The sequence below is a fragment of the Natronoarchaeum mannanilyticum genome, from assembly GCF_039522665.1.
In the GTDB taxonomy this organism is placed as follows: domain Archaea; phylum Halobacteriota; class Halobacteria; order Halobacteriales; family Natronoarchaeaceae; genus Natronoarchaeum; species Natronoarchaeum mannanilyticum.
Map to the genome: position 1 here is coordinate 25926 of NZ_BAAADV010000002.1, position 15229 is coordinate 41154.

The following is a 15229-nucleotide window of genomic DNA, read 5'->3' on the forward strand; positions in this document are numbered from 1 at the left end:
GTTAGTCTCCCTCCGCCGTTCGCTCGACGCCCTCGATGCCGGGGATGCCCTCGACGCCCATCGACGCCAGCTCGCGCTTGAGCTCGCGTTCGTCCTCGACGTTCTGGGACAGCTCCATGGCCTGCGCGAAGTTCTTCACGAGGCCGCAGTTCGGTCCCTCCGGCGTCTCGGACGGACAGATCCGTCCCCACTGCGTGGCGTGCAGGTCCCGCGCCTCGAAGTGGGGCTGGCTGCGCGAGAGCGGGCTGCGCAGGCGTCGCAGGTGCGACAGAACGCCCATGAAGTCGGTGCGGTCGACAAGCTGGGAGACGCCCGAGCGGCCGCCGACCCAGTTCCCCGTCGCGATGGGGTGTTCGAGCCGCTCGGTCAGGACGTCCGAGCGGACGACCGTGTTGACCGAGAGCTGTCGGTTCCGCATGTTGGCGCGTTCGAGCTGGTACTTCACGTCGCGGGCCAGCTTGTTCAGCGCCGTCCGGAACAGGTCCTTCATGAGGTCGCCGCTGACCTTCAGACGCTTGTTCGCGTAGTGGTCCTTGTCGTCGGACTCGCGCCGGCCGAGCGCGAGCTCGAAGCAGGCCTCGGCCATCCGGCAGAGGTAGTACGCCTTGTTGATCCGGACGTCCTCCTCGTCGACGCCGTCCTCGTGGAGGTGCGGGAGAAGGTACCGGTCGATGACGTAGTTGGCGCGCTTGAGCTGGTAGTTTTTCCCCTGGCCGGAGGCGACGCGCTCGCCCAGCGACTCGATGGCCTCCTCGGTCGTCTGGACGTCGGCGGCCTCCAGGTTCTCCAGCATGAACTTCACGATCTCGGGGTCGTCCGAGACGCGGTGGACGATCTCCTCGTCGGATTCCAGGCCGAGCGCCCGGACGAGCGTGACGAAGTTGACGCTCCCCGACACCGAGGGGAACGACACTTCGAGCAGGCCGTCGCGGGTGCGCTCGACGAGCACCAACGCACGATACCCTCGGCGCTGGCTGAACGTCTTGGCGACCTGGATCTCGTCGCCGTACTTGCTGTCGTATTCGGCGAGGATCTTGTTCGGCGCGAGGTCCTCGCTGGTCATCAGCACGCGCTCGGAGCCGTTGACGATGAAGTAGCCGCCGGGGTCGGCGGGGTCCTCGCCGATCTCGATGAGCTCCTCGTCGTCGAAGCCGGCGATGTTACACTTGTCCGAGCCGACCATGATCGGCATCCGGCCGACCTTCGTCTCGGTGCTGTCGACGACCCGGTCCTCGCCCTCCTCGGGATCGCCCTTCACGATCTCCATCTCCATGAAGACGGGCGCCGAGTAGGTGATGTTGCGCAGCCGCGCCTCCTGGGGGTAGAGCAGTTCTTCGCTCCCGTCGGCCTCTCGGACGCGGGGGGTCACGATCCGAACGTCGCCGAGCTCGACGTGGACGGGCTCCTCGCCCTCCTTGTCGCCGATGTCGGTGTCGATCGTCTCCTTCTCGTCGACGACCTCCTGCATCCCTCGGTCGAGGAACGCGTTGAACGAACGGTAGTGATGTTCTGCGAGTCGGTCCTTCCCGAAGTACTCCCGCGAGATCTCTCGTCTGTCTTCCGTGTTCATTATTCAACCACCAGTCGGTACGTGACGGCTCGGTCCGTCGTTCGCGAGTCCCGAACGATCTTGACGACGTCCCCGACCTCGGCGTCGTCGGGCAGGGCCGGGTCCGCGCGCTTGATCTTCGGCAGGTCTGTTCGGCCGATGTTGTACTCCTCGAGCACGTCGTCGAGTACGTCGTCGTCGACGACGGTGTGCTCCGGAACCAGTTCGTGTTGGCTTACGTCTACCATGTGTTGGGGGTCTGACCGAAGGGAGAAGCGGCTATCACGAGATACTACAGGCTGCTAGCGCGGGCGGGCATTTAAGGCTTGCCAAGTAGGACGGGACTTATAACTAATGAGGCCCATAGGGCCCGGGGCGAACGGGGACGGAGTGACGGCGCGTAGCGTGTGTCAGTGAGCGGACGTACGCGACGGTCGGTTAAAGGGTTTGGGGCGAACTGCCACGGACCCCGACGCCGCGGTGCCCTCTGTCACACGTCTTCCGTTTGGAAAGTCTTAATATGCGGACCGGGAAACGATAGGATGCGTTCGACGGCCCGGGTGGTGTAGTGGCCCATCATACGACCCTGTCACGGTCGTGACGCGGGTTCAAATCCCGCCTCGGGCGTACTTTTGCGGCGAACAACTCCGACGAGCACCGCGTAGCGTGTGCTCGTCACCCGTGAGCCGCAAATACCCCTCAGAAGGGATTTGAACCACGCAAGACGAGCGAAGCGAGTCTTGCACCGGGTTCAAATCCCGCCGGACACGGTGTTCGGCGATGTTCGTCTCGCTTCGCTCGACTCACTCCCGGAGCGGCTTCGCCGCGCCGACCCTCGCGAATCCTTTGGATTCCCTCGGTCCCGTCTCGGGCGTTCTTCCGAACTCACATTCTCCAGCGAAGCGTCTCGGCACCGATCAAAATTCTGCAGACCGCGAGAAACTGAACTACGGTGTCCCGCCGATCAGACGCCGCCGACGCCGCTGTCGGCATCGGGCAGTTCGTACTTCTCGGCGTCGATCCCGAGCTCTTCGAGCGCGGCTTCCAGATGCCGCTCCTCGGCGAACTCGGAGCCGTCCTCCACGCGGAGCTTCTGGGCCGTCGCCAGCACCTCGCCGCGCCGGTCGTCGGGCACGTCGAACTTGTCGGCCGAGAGCTCGATGGTCAGCCCGTTGTGGTCGCGGGTGTACAGCGAGTGGAAGATGCCGCGGTCGAACTCGTTGAACCCGTGGCCCGCCTCCTCGAGGGACTCCTTGATGTCGACGAAGTCCTCGGCGTCGATCGAAAAGGAAAGGTGATGCACCGATCCGACGCGGTGGCGGTGGGGCTGGGGGTTCGACTGGCGATCCTCTTGGACGAAGAACGTCAGGATGCGACCGTCGCCGGTGTCGAAAAAGAGGTGCGTCGAGTTCGGATCGTCGAGGTTGGGCTGGCGGAGCACTAGCGGCATCCCGAGCATATCGCGGTAGAACTCGATCGTGTCCTCCTCGTTGCTGCCGATGAGCGTGATGTGGTCGGTGCCGGTGACGCGGAACGCGCTGTCCGGTCGCTCGGCCGTAACTTCGGGAGTGTCGTCCGACATGCCCCCTCGTACGGACTCCGGCAGGAAAGCCCTGTGCGTCCCGGCAGGGGAGGGTTAGAACACGCGATCCGGACGGATCTTCAGCAGCACGCGCTCGCTCTGGATTTCGGGGGCGTAGTCGTCGCCGGTGTACCGGCGGGCGAGCTCGTCGATGTGCTCGCGGGCGCCCTCGGTGGTGATCTCGTCGACCTCGCCGACGACGGAGAGCGCTCGGTACGGATCGTCGGGGTCGGTCATGCTGACGCCGACCCGCGGATCGTTCTCGACGTTCTTGGCCTTCCGCCGGTGGCGTTCGGTGTTGACCAGCAGTCGATTCTCGTCGGCGTCGTAGCCGATCCAGACCGGCGTGACGTGTGGCATGCCGTTCGGCAGCATCGTCGCGACGTGCGCGAACGTCTTCTTCTCGAACAGGTCGCGGTCGTCCTCGGGGATCGAAGCCATACGTTCGCCGACGAACGCGTCGAACTTGGGCCTTGGTCCGAATTCGCGGGATGCCTTGGCAGGGCCGTCCCAATGCGAGAGGTTTAAGAGTAAGCCCCCGGAAGCGTAGGTGTAGTCAGCCCGGGTGGTGTAGTGGCCCATCATACGACCCTGTCACGGTCGTGACGCGGGTTCAAATCCCGCCTCGGGCGTACTTTTGCGGCGAACAACTCCGACGAGCACCGCGTAGCGTGTGCTCGTCACCCGTGAGCCGCAAATACTCCTCAGAAGGGATTTGAACCCTGCCAGTCGCGCGCAGCGAACGAACGGTGAGCGAGCACGTCTGGCTCTGGTTCAAATTCCGCCTCGGTCGTTCTTCCGAACTCACCTTCTCCAGCGAAGCGTCTCGTCACCGAGCGACGCGGTGTAGCCGCTCAACAAGCTACCAGCGCGTCGAGCCTTCTCGGTCCCTGATACCAGCCTTCTTGGCCTCTCGGCGCGGAGATACGGGTAGTGCCAGAGGACGATCCATTCGAAAATCTCGACGTTCCGGAGGACCCGACCGCCGACCTCGACCGCGCGTCCCAGCGGTTGACGGTCCGGACCGAAAGCCGTCGCTACGACAAGCCGGTGACCATCATCGAGGGGTTCGAGGGCGGCACCGACGTCGGCGAGCTCGCCTCGAAGCTGAAATCGGCGATGGGGACCGGTGGGACGACGAAGGAGCGCGCGATCGAGCTCCAGGGCGATCACGTAGACCGCGTGCAGGATCTGCTCGAAGACGAGGGCTACCAGATCGACGGCTAACGCCGGACCGGCTTCGACCGGATAGCTGGCTCTATTTGTCCTACCCCTGACTCCGTCACCGACGGGGCTCTTCGATTATGGCCGGTCGTCCGGATCGCCGGCGTACGTCCACGCCTCGGCGTCGTACTCGACGTCCGGAATCCGGTCGAGCCCGGGCCGGATCACCTCGTCCCACCACCCTTCGTCCGGGTCGGCGTACTCGCCGGGCGCTTCCGGGTGGACGTCCGCGACGAAATCGTCTTGGTCGGCCCGGCCGCGCTTGCGCAGGTAGAGGTACGCGGTGCGGACGGCCTCGCGGCGGCGTTCTTTCTCGGTCGCGTCGCCGGGCAGGTCGAGCGCGTCGATTGCGTCGGCCACGTCGGCGTCGATCGGCGCCGGCTCCTCGGGTCGACTCTCGGGGTCGGGCGGGGTTTCGACGTGGTCGGGCGGCGCCTCGGTCAGGTCGTCGCCCCGCGCCTGACTTTCGACGTCGGTCTCGGTCTCGCCCTCGGTCGGCAGCGCCTCGGGATCGACGCTCTCGTCGAGGCGCCAGGTCCGCCCGCGGGTGTCCTCCTCGGCGAGTTCGAGCTCGCCGCGCTCGTAGAGGTCCTCCAGGCGATCCTGCACGGTTTCGACCGGCGCGGGGACCCGCTCGGCAACGTCGCGATCCAGCACGGCGTCGGCGTCGCTCCGCGCGATCACCGCGAGCAGCTCGTCGTCGCTGAGGGCCTGGTCGTCCGGCGTCACGCGTCGGACTTCCACGACCGACGTGAAGAAAGCCGGGCGTTGCCGCCCCCGCTCGCCGGCCTCGGCCCGCGGCGTCACTCGCCGATCGCTTCGGACCGCTCGCCGGCGTCCAGTACGGTCACTGTGTAGTAGTCGGCGCTGTCGGGCACGCGCGCCTCGACGTCGACCTGCCGCTGCTCGTCGGCGTCGAGGCGGATGTCGTCGCCGACGACTTCGTCGACCGTCTCGTCGTCGGCGTCGTAGAACGTCGCCGCGAGCATGATCTCGCGGGGGTCGCTCTCGTTGATCACCGTCGCCGAGACGACGCCGCGCTCGTCGGCGAGATCCGACAGGGTCGCCTCCGTCTCGCTCTCGACAGCCCGGAACGTCGTCTCCAGCACCGCGAGGTTCTCCGAGGCGCCGTCGAGCGAGTCCCGGTACGCGCGGATCCGGTTCCGTGCGGCCTCGATGCGGCGCGCCGCGTCGCCGGAACAGCGCTCCTGCAGTTCGAGCAACTCGTCGTCGACGTCGTCGAGCAGGCTCTCCTGGCTCGCCCGGTCGCGCTCGGTGAAGTCCTCGAGGCGGTCGTAGATCCCCGAAACCTCGTCGTCGATCTCGGCCTCGGACTCGTCGAGTGCGGCGCGCAGGTCGTCGCGAATGTCGAGCACCGCCGGTAAGTCGTCCAGAGTTCCCATCGTGTTCCCCGGGCGGCGATTCGACGGCGCGGGTGTTGACCGTAGGGGGTCGCCGCGGGTCGGCTGCCGTCCGATCGACGGAGTCGATCGTACAGCGAAAATATTTATTCTATCCGTGACGAAAAGTGGTGTATGGCCAACGCAGGCGACTCGCCGCCGCTACCGATGATCGGCACCGCGATCGGCGCTGGCGAGGGACTCGCGATCGGCGCCGTGGCGTACGTGCTGTTCGGGAGCGCGGCGTTCGCAGCCGGGATCGGACTCGTCTCCGCCGCCGGCGGAGCGCTGTTCGTCCCCTACATTCTGTCGTTCGGCGCGATCCAGGAGGGCGACATCGATCCCGGCGCGCTACCTGCCGCCGGAACCGTTCATAGCGGCGCCCTGGGCGCCGCCCTGAGCAGCGCAGCGATCATCGGACTCGCAGCTCGATTCGTCGTTGAGTCGTCGTCCGTCCCGCTCGCGATCGCGCTCGGCTACGCCGCGCTCGCGTTCCTCGTGCTTCGGTTCGTACTGCCGGACGCCGACGGCATCCCGGACTCCAACGCCGAGCTGTCGGTGCAGTAACCGACTACTCCAGCAGGTTCTCGCCGGTCATCACGTCGGGCCGGTCGACGCCCATCAGATCGAGCATCGTCGGCGCGAGGTCGCAGAGCGAACCGCCCGAGCGGACGCTCTTGCCGGCGCCGGTCCCGTCGGGCGAGACGTAGATGAACGGAACCTCGTTGTACGTGTGGGCGGTGTGAGGGTCGTCGGGCGTCCCCATGTCGTCGGCGTTGCCGTGATCGGCGGTGATCAGCACGTGTGCGCCGGCGGCCTGAAGCGCTTCGACGAGGAAGCCGAGCTGTTCGTCGACAGCTTCGACCGCGGCGACGGCGGCGTCGTAGTCGCCGGTGTGGCCCACCATGTCGGGGTTCGCGTAGTTGAGCACCATCGCGTCGGGGTCGTCCGACTCGATCACGTCGATCGCGGTGTCGGTCACCTCGGGGGCGCTCATCGCCGGCGTCTCCTCGTAGGTCGGCACGTCGGGGCTCTCGACGATTTTCCGGATCTCGCCGTCGAACTCCACCTCGCGGCCGCCGTTGAGGAAGTAGGTGACGTGGGCGTACTTCTCGGACTCGGCGAGCCGGAGCTGGGTCTTGCCGGCGTCGGCCAGCACCTCGCCGAGCACGTCGGCGGGCTGCTCGGGCGGGAACGCGACCGGCACGTCGAACGTCTTGTCGTACTGAGTCAGCGTCACCAGTTCGGTCTCCGGTGGCGTCGTCTCGACGTCCCACTCGGGTCGGATGTCCGCGAGCATCCGGGTGAGCTGGCGTGCTCGATCCGATCGGAAGTTGAAGAACACGATCCCGTCGCCGTCCTCCAGCGCGGCGCCCCCCTCCACGCAGGTCGGCTCGACGAACTCGTCGGTCGTGTCGCGCTCGTAGGATTCCTGTACCGCGTCGACGGCCGTCTCGGCGGTGTGGTCGCACTCGCGGTTCACGATGGCGTCGTACGCCCGCTTCGTGCGCTCCCAGTTTTGATCCCTATCCATCGCGTAGTAGCGGCCGGTCACCGTCGCGACGTCGCCGGTGCCCCGCTCCTCGACGACCGCTTCGAGATCCTCCAGGTACCCTTCGCCGCCGTGGGGCGCGGTGTCGCGTCCGTCGGTAAAGGCGTGGGTGACGGCGTCGACGCCGCGCTCGGCGGCCATCCCGATCAGCGCGTGGAGGTGCTCCTGGGAGGAGTGGACCCCACCGTCGCTGACCAGTCCCATGAAGTGGACTTTGCCGTCGTTCTCGTCCGCGTAGTCGAAGGCGTTCTGGATCGCCTCGTTGGTCTGGAACGAGCCATCCTCGATGGCGTCGTTGATCCGGGTGTACTCCTGGTAGACGACGCGCCCGGCGCCGATGTTGAGGTGGCCGACCTCGCTGTTGCCCATCTGGCCGTCCGGCAGCCCGACGCGGCGGCCGGTGACGTTCAATTGTCCGTACGCGCCCGCCGCGGCCAGCCGATCGAAGTTCGGCGTCGCGGCGGCCTCGACCGCGTCGAGTCGGTCGTGCTCTGCGATGCCCCAGCCGTCGAGTACGATGATCGCGGCGTCCATACGTGACGGGTCGTACCGACGTTGTAACTACTCTTCGCCTCGGCGTCGCGACGGCGTCCCGGCGGATCGCGGCCCGATCGACCGGGGAGAACTCATAACTATTTTATCAATTCGTCGGCCAACTACGTCGCATGACACCGCCGTCTCGCCGTCGACGCGAGGTGCTCGGGCTGCTCGGCTCCGGCGTCGTGGCCGGTCTGGCCGGTTGTAGCGGAACGACGAACGAGGATCCCGCAAACGGGAGCGAAGAAAACGGTACGGGCGATGACCCACCGGGAGAAAGCGAGGCCAGCGGCGGGGGCGACGAAGGGACCGCCACCGTCTGGCGATCGTTCCACGGCGACGCGGCCAACAGCGGCTACCAGCCCGCGGCGACCGGGCCGACGGGAAGCGTCACCGAGCGGTGGCAGTTCGACGCCGAGGCCGCGCTCGCGGGCTCCCCTGTCGTCGTCGACGGGACCGTCTACGCCGTCAGCCTCGACGGCACCGCGTACGCCGTGGACGCCGAGACGGGTGACGAACGCTGGCAGTATCCCACCGGCAGAACCTCGACGGCCACGCCGGCAGTCGCGGACGGAACGGTTTACGTTGCGGGGGGTCGAGTCCTCTGTGCGATTGATGCGTCGACCGGCGAGCGGGCTTGGGAAACTCATCCCGGCGGCGGTGTACTCAGTTCACCGACCGTCGCCGACGGGCGCGTCTACGTCGGCGACCGGTCCGGCGCCGTCCACGCGATCGACGCCGCGGCGAGCGAGGTCGACTGGTCGTTCGAGGTCGAGGCGTCAGTCGACGCGGCGCCCGCGGTGATCGACGGAACGGTGTACATCGTCGACGGGGACCGGTCGGCGTACGCGCTTGACGCCGAGACGGGCGATCCCAACCGGACGTTCATCCCCGAGGACCGGCAGCGACTGCGATCGGGTGCGTCGGTCGGAGTTCCCTTCGACGCCGACGCGGCGGTCGGCACCGCGAGCGAGTTCGCGGCGAGCGGTCAGGCCCGGCAGGAAAGCGGCTCCGACTGGTCGGCGACGGTCGCCGACGGGCGCGTTTACCTCGCCAGCGCCGACGAAATATACGCCATCAACGCTGTTTCCGGTGGTCGCGAGTGGCACGCCCAGCTCGGCGATGCCCAACCTCGGTTCCGATCGCTCTCGTTCGGGGGGCTCCAGCGATCGGTGTCCATCCCGCTCTCGGCGGCCGTCGCTGACGGCGTGGTCTACGCCGTCGGCGGAGCGGCGGTCTGCGCGTTCGACGCGGCGACGGGCGATCGGCTGTGGCGAACGCCGGTCGACGGCGCCGGGATCCGAATTGAGCCGGGCGCCGCCGGCTCCGCTCAGTTCGTCGCAGACGGCCGATCGATGGCGCTTAGCTCGGCGGGGAACCTTCAGGTCGGAGTCGCCGGCAGCAGTTCCCCCGTCGTCGCCGACGGGACGGTGTTCGTCGGCACGGGCGAAACCGTCGTCGCACTCGACGCCGAAACGGGGGACGCACGGTGGCGCCGCGGCGTCGGCGAACGCGTGACCACCACGCCAGCGGTCGTCCAGACGCCGGCGGGTGACGGCGCGGTCTACGTCGGGACCGGCGACGGGACGCTGTACGCGCTCGTCGACGACGGCGAGTGACGGCGTCCAGCCGTGGCATCGGGTCCGGTCGACGCGGTGGCATTCGGTCGACGGCACCGGTCGTCCGGAGAGTTATGTACCGATACGTACGCGTTCCATTGTCGCACGTAGGTCGCGGAACCAAGGTTTAACTGCCGTTGCAGGGTACCCCCTCTCGATGCCGAACAGCTCCCCGGTACGCGTCGCGTTCGTCTGCGTCCAGAACGCCGGTCGCTCCCAGATGGCGACCGCCTTCGCCGAGCGCGAGCGGGACAGGCGGGACGCACACGATCGGCTCGAAATCATCACCGGCGGCACCCAGCCCGCCGATCACGTCCACGAAGAGGTCGTGACGGTGATGGAGGATGAAGAGTTCGACCTCGCCGACCGGACGCCGCGCGAGGTGACGCCCGAGGAGCTGCAGGCCGCCGACTACGTGATCACGATGGGCTGTTCCGCCCAGGACGTCTGCCCGGCGACGTGGACCGGCGAGAACCGCGACTGGGGGCTGGAGGACCCCGACGGGCAGGGACTCGACGCCGTTCGCGAGATCCGCGACGAGATCGGGCGGCGCGTCCGCGAGCTGTTCGACGAACTGCTCGACGAGCAAGTGCAAGGGACTTCCGAGTAACCCGCAACCATCGGATTTATCGCGCTCGGGTCGGATGGGACGGGACGTGACGCTCGACCCGGTCCACTTCGAGGGAATCACCCAACTCGCCCGCCGCATCACCCGGTCTGTCGACGAGACGGACCAGGTCGAGTTCGTCGAAACCGTCTGGGAGGAGTTTCTCGACCCGCTGGTCGACGACGACGGACGGACCGTGCTCTCCCCGCTCGGCGAGCAGCGCCGCTGCGAGGTCGACGCAGAGGACGTCGCGCTGCGCGAGGCGGAGTACCCCACCTGTCACGGGCTGGACTCGGGGACGATCAACCCGACGTCGTTCAAGAACGGGCTCGTGTTGGACGTCGCGCAGGCCGCGATGGCGTCGGCGCCCTCCGATCTGGAACTCCACCGCGACCGGACGGTCGTGATCACGGCCCACACCAACGACGCTGCGGTCGATCTCGACGACGACTGGACGAAGTGGGACGAGGGACACACCGACCGCCGGATGCTGCAGGCCCCGCGCGTGTCGAGCTTCGAGGAGAGCGTCGTCCACGAACTCGCGCTGTACCTCGCCGAGAGCCACCACGCCATCGAGCACGCCGACGCCGTCTCTGACCTGTTCGTCCTCGACGGCCCGATCTACCCCAAGGGGATGCTCAACTGGGCCGACCGCGCGCCCGAACTCGCGAATCTGCTGTACGACGAGCAGGAGCCCCGCGACGTGATCGAAAACTACGTCGAACTGGTCGAGACGTTCGCCGAGCGGGAGATCCCGCTGGTCGGCTTCGTGAAAAACCCCTCGACGAAGGCCGTCACCCGGGCGCTCCGAGCGTCGGGCCGGGAGGCGCCCTGGGTCAACGACACCGCATTCTTCACCAAGCTGCTCGAACAGGTCGAGTTCTCCGACCGGGTCGACGCCGACGGCGAGCAGTACCGCGAGCGCGAGCGCCGGACCGATTCGCTCACCTTCACCAACTGGTTCCGCTCGCGCGGCGGCGCCGATCGGCTGCTGTCGGCGGACGGCGACGCGTTCGGCGTCGAGCGCTCGCTCCCCGCGGAGGACTACGAGGTCACCTTCTTTCCGATCTACGATCCCCGTGACGACCTGCTGTACCGCGTCGAGGCGCCCTACGCGTTCACCAAGAACGAGGAGTGTCGCCGGCGGCTGACGATGCAACTGCTCCGGGACGTCGCGGCCGAGCGCGGCCCGCCGCTGGCCGTCCAGAAGGCCGACGAGCTCGCCCGGATCAGCGCCGACGGCACCGAGTCGCTGCGCAAAGAACTGGAGGCGACGTTCACGACTGATCGGATGCGGAGCTACGACGACCGCCGGTGGACCGGCGACGGCGGGTGGGACGGCGGACAGGGCGAGGGATTCTGAGAACAGTTCGCGAGGAGTTCTGGAAACAGTTCGAGGAATTGGCGTCCGCTCCGCCGCGATATCTGCCCCGATCAGGCGCCGGCGTCCGGTCCGGTTCGGGCTTTTGCGTCGGGCTCGGTCTTGGTCACCTCGATCTCGACGGCGTCGGCGTCGACGCCGATCCGGGCGAACTGCGTCCGGACGTGGTCGCGGGCCGCCGCGGTGGCCTGCTCCCTGGTGTCGAACCCGCGGGGCATCGGCGACTCGAAGGCGACGTTGACCTCCTCGCCGTCGATCTGCTGGGTTGTCCCGCCGCTCTCGACCTCGTAGAACTCGTCGCAGACCCAGACGTAGGCGGCGTCCTCGTCGGGCGCGCCCTTGAACTGCGGCGCGCGCTCCCCCCGCTCGTAGATCGTACCGGTCAACTCGGTTCCACCGGCACTGCCGCGGACTAGTAACATGTGACAACTAACGTGGGCTGCGACCAAAAGGTCGTTGGCGACGGCGGGCGATTTCCGGCGGTCGAGATCCCGTAACGTTCGGTTACTCGCGGGCCGGTGAGACCGCATCCCGCGGATCGCCGTCGTCGACCCCTCCGGGCGCGTAACTGCAGCCTTCCCGAACCTCTCGACTGGCCGAACGCTTCCGTTCGTCGCTGAACCGTTCTGAACGGTTCGGCCCGTTATCCCTCCGCGCGGACTCGGTACTACTGCTATGCCACACTACGATCCCGGTTCGGAAGATCGCCCGCACGGCGGCGACGCGGAGAACGACGAGGACAACTGGGGCCGTAGGCGCGCCCAGCGCGAGCGCCAGCACGGCGGGCAGGAAGACGACCGCGAGCGAGACGTCGATCGCAACCGCGGCGTCGATCGCGGCCGCGAGCGATCGGGCGGCGACGAGCCGACGCAGATCGACGATCGCGGGCGCAACGAGGGCCGGTCGGACGAGACGCAGGTGTCGCGACAGCGGCGTCAGCGAGGTCAGGGGCGCGGCCAGCGCGAAAACACGGACGAGCGCCGCGAACAGGGCCGCCGAGCCGGTAGCGAACGCCGAACCGAAGCTAGCCAGCAGCAGCGCCACGTGAGCGGTCGGGAGGAGCGAACGGCGCCCGACGGCGACCGGAACGCTCAGTCGGGCGGGGGCGAGCGCCGCGGGAGGCAGGGCGGCGAGCAGTACGGCGGAACGCAGGACAACCGGCAGGAACGACAGCGGCGGGCGCGGAACAGCGAGAACTTCCCGAGCGGCGATTCGGACCGCGGAAGCGAGGGCGGCGGACAGCGCGAGCGGTCCGGAAGCGATCGCCGGTACGGTTCGGCCGGCCAGTCGCGCGGCGGACAGTCCGGCGATCGGCGATCGGACTCCGGTCGGAGCGGCGGCCAGCGATCCGGCGGAGAGCGGGGCGGCGACCAGTTCTCGGTCGACGAGTCCCGCCACCGGGGCGAGGACGCCCAGTACGGCGGCGAGGGACGCCGACGCAACCGCGGCGGACGAGATCAGGGACGCACTCACCAGACGCCAGGGCAGCAAAACCCCGGGCAGTGGACGCAGGACGAGGAGCCGCGAGGACGGGATCGCGGTCAGCGCGCTCAGGGGCAGGAGCGATCCCTGCAGCAGACGGACGACCGACAACACCGCGGTCAGCAGAGCCGAAATCAGCGGGACCGACGGGGACGGCAGTCCGAGGAGCCGAACAACACGTACCGACAGACCCAGGGCCAGGTCTGGAGCCAGCAGGGCGACGACCGACACGACGACCGCGACGACGAGCGGTACTGAGCGCCGAGACCGGTGTTGACGGCCCGTTCCCGAGGGGCCACCTCGCCCGCCCGAGCCCGGTTCGCTCGTCGGTCCCGCGATCCGGCGAGGGAAACGCGTTTTAGGGACGGCCCTAATGACCGGGACATGGCAGATCTGGGCGACTTCGAGGAGTTCGACGACGGCGCGGACGCGGACGACGCCGGGAGCCCGGCCACTGAGGCCGACGGGGACCCCGGCGATCTCGACGAAGCGTCGTCGGCGTCCGATGGGACGGGCGCGGAGGACGGCGTCGACGAGTTCGAAACGGTCGACGCCGATCCAGCGGGATCGGATCGGGGCATCGGGACGGTCGCGGTCTCCCAGGGGCTTCGTATCGCCGAGGACGCGGAGGACTCCTGCGTTCGCGCCTACATCACCGCCGGAAACCGGTCGTCGATCCGGATCGGCAAGTACCTGCTCGTGCCCTACCCCGACGGGGAGCGGCTGTTCGCGCGCATCGCCGGCCTGGAGTACGCTCAGGAGTTCCACGCCGACGACGCGACCGAGATCCACGCCCGGCGCGCGATGCGCCAGGACGGCATCGACGAAGCCGACTACAAGTTCCTCGCGGATCTCGAAGCGCTCGCCGTGCTGTACGAGGACGACGGCGAGCTCAAGCGCCGGATGACCGATCGGGTCCCGAAGCCCCAGACCGTCGTGCGGGAGGCGACCGACACCGGCGAGATCAAGACCGGTCTGAAGATCCCCGACGACGGCGTCTTCCTCGGACACCTCTCGGTCGGCGGCGAGAAAGTCCGGACGAGCGCCGAGCCGCCGACGATCGACTACCGGCTCAAGGACGACTACGAGGACGGCGACCCGCTCGCGTTCCGGCACACGCTCGTCGCCGGCGGCACAGGGTCGGGCAAGACCCACACCGCGAAGAATCTCCTCCGGCAGTTCCTCGACGAGGAGCGGACCTACCGAATGGACGACGGCCGACAGGCTCGCCCCGCAGTCGTCCAGTTCGACCCGCAGGACGAGTACGCCCAGATGCACGACGACAACGACGACCTCTCGGACGCAGACGCCCGCCGCTACGAGCGTGAAGGAATCGCCCACGGCGGCCACGACGACACGATCGCCTTCGTCCCGAAGGTCGGCGACGCGACGTACGCGACCGACGACCACCGCGCCGAGCAGGTCGAGTTCACGATTCCCTTCTCGATGGTGCGGGCCAACGAGTGGCTCGTCGCCGGCGGCGGCCTCAACGACAACCAGTACAACGGGTTGCGGCTGCTGATCGACCGCTTTTTCGACCAGTACGGCTCCGGCGGTACCTACGAGCAGTTCATGACGTTCCTCGACGACCCCGCGCTCCGGGAGGAACTCGACGAGGGCGGGCAAGTCCACGAGGCGACGTTCGACGCCGTCCATCGCCGGGTGCGAGGCTTCGGCAACGTGTTCGACCAGGACGCCCGCCCGATCACCGAGCAGATCGAGCGGTTCGTCCGCCCCGGCGGGATGACGGTCGTCCCGACGTACCACATCAACGACACGCGGGCGACCGAGACGATCGTGCTCGCCGTCTCCAGCCTGCTGGTCGACCAGAAGCTATCGAACGACCCCCTCTACGACCGGATCAAGGAGACGCCGGTCGTCCTCGGGATGGACGAGGCCCACAACTTCCTCACCGACGCCGAGAGCGCGCAAGCGCGCCGTGTGATCGGCAAGTTCACCGACGCCGCCAAGCAGGGCCGCAAGGAGCGCTTGGGTCTCTTTCTGATCACGCAGGACCCGCAGGACATCGCCGATTCCGTGTTCAAGCAGATCAACACGACGCTCGTTCTCAACCTCGGCGACGAGGACGCCATCAAGAGCGTCAACATCCCCGCGAACTTAGAGAGCAAGGTCCCCTACATGGAGAAGGGCCAGATGGTCGTGTACTCGCCGGACAACTCCGAGCCGGTCGAGCTGACCGGGCTGTCGAACTGCGTGACGCGGCACAACTGACGCCCTGCCGGCGGACCGCGGGCGAGAGACCCGGCGCCGGAGGTGGATTTTTGTCAGTTCGGCT

The 15229-nt window shown here is 67.8% G+C and carries 15 protein-coding genes and 2 tRNA genes; 9 read left to right on the forward strand and 8 right to left on the reverse strand.

Translation table 11 applies throughout. The annotated features are described in order from the left end of the window. Position 1 precedes the first annotated feature (1 nt). The gene (locus ABDZ81_RS07825; protein ID WP_343773404.1) at positions 2 to 1570 is read right to left on the reverse strand and encodes a DNA-directed RNA polymerase subunit B''; all 1569 of its coding nucleotides are present in this window, start codon (positions 1568 to 1570) and stop codon (positions 2 to 4) included. Beyond that, a complete protein-coding gene (locus ABDZ81_RS07830) occupies positions 1570 to 1797 on the reverse strand; it encodes a DNA-directed RNA polymerase subunit H (protein ID WP_343773405.1) in 228 nt (75 codons plus the stop codon). The genes ABDZ81_RS07825 and ABDZ81_RS07830 overlap by 1 nt, the downstream gene beginning before the upstream one ends. Positions 1798 to 2103: 306 nt before the next feature. Between ABDZ81_RS07830 and ABDZ81_RS07835 the strand changes: the two genes are divergently transcribed. Beyond that, positions 2104 to 2176, forward strand: a tRNA-Asp gene (locus ABDZ81_RS07835). Positions 2177 to 2513: 337 nt separating this feature from the next. On the opposite strand, the gene ABDZ81_RS07840 is transcribed toward ABDZ81_RS07835, so the two are convergent. Beyond that, positions 2514 to 3131 carry a VOC family protein gene (locus tag ABDZ81_RS07840; protein WP_343773406.1) on the reverse strand — a complete coding sequence of 206 codons (618 nt, stop codon included), beginning with the start codon at positions 3129 to 3131 and terminating at the stop codon, positions 2514 to 2516. A 54-nt stretch (positions 3132 to 3185) separates the two neighbouring features. Continuing rightward, on the reverse strand, positions 3186 to 3572 hold the full coding sequence (locus ABDZ81_RS07845; RefSeq protein WP_343773407.1) for a pyridoxamine 5'-phosphate oxidase family protein: 387 nt from the start codon (positions 3570 to 3572) through the stop codon (positions 3186 to 3188). Positions 3573 to 3690: 118 nt separating this feature from the next. On the opposite strand from ABDZ81_RS07845, the gene ABDZ81_RS07850 reads away from it, so the two are divergent. Beyond that, a tRNA-Asp gene (locus tag ABDZ81_RS07850) sits at positions 3691 to 3763 on the forward strand. Positions 3764 to 4064: 301 nt separating this feature from the next. Next, positions 4065 to 4358, forward strand: coding sequence for a translation initiation factor (locus ABDZ81_RS07855; RefSeq protein WP_343773408.1), 294 nt, complete (start codon positions 4065 to 4067; stop codon positions 4356 to 4358). Between the two features lie 75 nt (positions 4359 to 4433). Here ABDZ81_RS07855 and ABDZ81_RS07860 read toward each other — a convergent pair whose 3' ends face one another. Beyond that, on the reverse strand, positions 4434 to 5084 hold the full coding sequence (locus ABDZ81_RS07860) for a hypothetical protein (RefSeq protein ID WP_343773409.1): 651 nt from the start codon (positions 5082 to 5084) through the stop codon (positions 4434 to 4436). 74 nt (positions 5085 to 5158) lie between these two features. Next, on the reverse strand, positions 5159 to 5758 hold the full coding sequence (locus ABDZ81_RS07865) for a DUF7553 family protein (protein WP_343773410.1): 600 nt from the start codon (positions 5756 to 5758) through the stop codon (positions 5159 to 5161). A gap of 132 nt (positions 5759 to 5890) precedes the next feature. On the opposite strand from ABDZ81_RS07865, the gene ABDZ81_RS07870 reads away from it, so the two are divergent. Beyond that, positions 5891 to 6322, forward strand: a complete 432-nt coding sequence (locus ABDZ81_RS07870; RefSeq protein ID WP_343773411.1) for a hypothetical protein — start codon at positions 5891 to 5893, stop codon at positions 6320 to 6322. 4 nt (positions 6323 to 6326) lie between these two features. Here ABDZ81_RS07870 and gpmI read toward each other — a convergent pair whose 3' ends face one another. Then, positions 6327 to 7841 carry a 2,3-bisphosphoglycerate-independent phosphoglycerate mutase gene (gene gpmI, locus ABDZ81_RS07875; RefSeq protein ID WP_343773412.1) on the reverse strand — a complete coding sequence of 505 codons (1515 nt, stop codon included), beginning with the start codon at positions 7839 to 7841 and terminating at the stop codon, positions 6327 to 6329. A gap of 131 nt (positions 7842 to 7972) precedes the next feature. On the opposite strand from gpmI, the gene ABDZ81_RS07880 reads away from it, so the two are divergent. The 3 genes from ABDZ81_RS07880 to ABDZ81_RS07890 all read left to right on the forward strand — a co-directional run bounded on the left by ABDZ81_RS07880 (position 7973) and on the right by ABDZ81_RS07890 (position 11433). Next, a complete protein-coding gene (locus ABDZ81_RS07880) occupies positions 7973 to 9463 on the forward strand; it encodes an outer membrane protein assembly factor BamB family protein (RefSeq protein WP_343773413.1) in 1491 nt (496 codons plus the stop codon). Positions 9464 to 9620: 157 nt separating this feature from the next. Further along, entirely contained in the window at positions 9621 to 10073 is a 453-nt protein-coding gene (locus ABDZ81_RS07885) for an arsenate-mycothiol transferase ArsC (RefSeq protein ID WP_343773414.1), read from the forward strand. Between the two features lie 46 nt (positions 10074 to 10119). After that, positions 10120 to 11433: a DNA double-strand break repair nuclease NurA gene (locus ABDZ81_RS07890; protein WP_343773415.1), complete on the forward strand. Its 1314-nt coding sequence runs from the start codon at positions 10120 to 10122 to the stop codon at positions 11431 to 11433. Between the two features lie 71 nt (positions 11434 to 11504). On the opposite strand, the gene ABDZ81_RS07895 is transcribed toward ABDZ81_RS07890, so the two are convergent. Further along, the gene (locus ABDZ81_RS07895; protein ID WP_343773416.1) at positions 11505 to 11873 is read right to left on the reverse strand and encodes a DUF7113 family protein; all 369 of its coding nucleotides are present in this window, start codon (positions 11871 to 11873) and stop codon (positions 11505 to 11507) included. A 253-nt stretch (positions 11874 to 12126) separates the two neighbouring features. Here ABDZ81_RS07895 and ABDZ81_RS07900 point away from each other — a divergent pair, with 253 nt between their 5' ends. Further along, positions 12127 to 13191, forward strand: a complete 1065-nt coding sequence (locus ABDZ81_RS07900; RefSeq protein WP_343773417.1) for a hypothetical protein — start codon at positions 12127 to 12129, stop codon at positions 13189 to 13191. A gap of 126 nt (positions 13192 to 13317) precedes the next feature. After that, entirely contained in the window at positions 13318 to 15165 is a 1848-nt protein-coding gene (locus ABDZ81_RS07905) for an ATP-binding protein (protein ID WP_343773418.1), read from the forward strand. Positions 15166 to 15229 lie beyond the last annotated feature (64 nt).

Coding starts and splice junctions, on each gene's coding strand:
- ABDZ81_RS07895 (WP_343773416.1), bottom strand. CDS start 11,873: ATGTTACTAGTCCGCGGCAGTGCCGGTGGAACCGAGTTGACCGGTACG.
- ABDZ81_RS07825 (WP_343773404.1), bottom strand. CDS start 1,570: ATGAACACGGAAGACAGACGAGAGATCTCGCGGGAGTACTTCGGGAAG.
- ABDZ81_RS07885 (WP_343773414.1), top strand. CDS start 9,621: ATGCCGAACAGCTCCCCGGTACGCGTCGCGTTCGTCTGCGTCCAGAAC.
- ABDZ81_RS07845 (WP_343773407.1), bottom strand. CDS start 3,572: ATGGCTTCGATCCCCGAGGACGACCGCGACCTGTTCGAGAAGAAGACG.
- ABDZ81_RS07840 (WP_343773406.1), bottom strand. CDS start 3,131: ATGTCGGACGACACTCCCGAAGTTACGGCCGAGCGACCGGACAGCGCG.
- ABDZ81_RS07900 (WP_343773417.1), top strand. CDS start 12,127: ATGCCACACTACGATCCCGGTTCGGAAGATCGCCCGCACGGCGGCGAC.
- ABDZ81_RS07865 (WP_343773410.1), bottom strand. CDS start 5,758: ATGGGAACTCTGGACGACTTACCGGCGGTGCTCGACATTCGCGACGAC.
- ABDZ81_RS07880 (WP_343773413.1), top strand. CDS start 7,973: ATGACACCGCCGTCTCGCCGTCGACGCGAGGTGCTCGGGCTGCTCGGC.
- gpmI (WP_343773412.1), bottom strand. CDS start 7,841: ATGGACGCCGCGATCATCGTACTCGACGGCTGGGGCATCGCAGAGCAC.
- ABDZ81_RS07870 (WP_343773411.1), top strand. CDS start 5,891: ATGGCCAACGCAGGCGACTCGCCGCCGCTACCGATGATCGGCACCGCG.
- ABDZ81_RS07830 (WP_343773405.1), bottom strand. CDS start 1,797: ATGGTAGACGTAAGCCAACACGAACTGGTTCCGGAGCACACCGTCGTC.
- ABDZ81_RS07905 (WP_343773418.1), top strand. CDS start 13,318: ATGGCAGATCTGGGCGACTTCGAGGAGTTCGACGACGGCGCGGACGCG.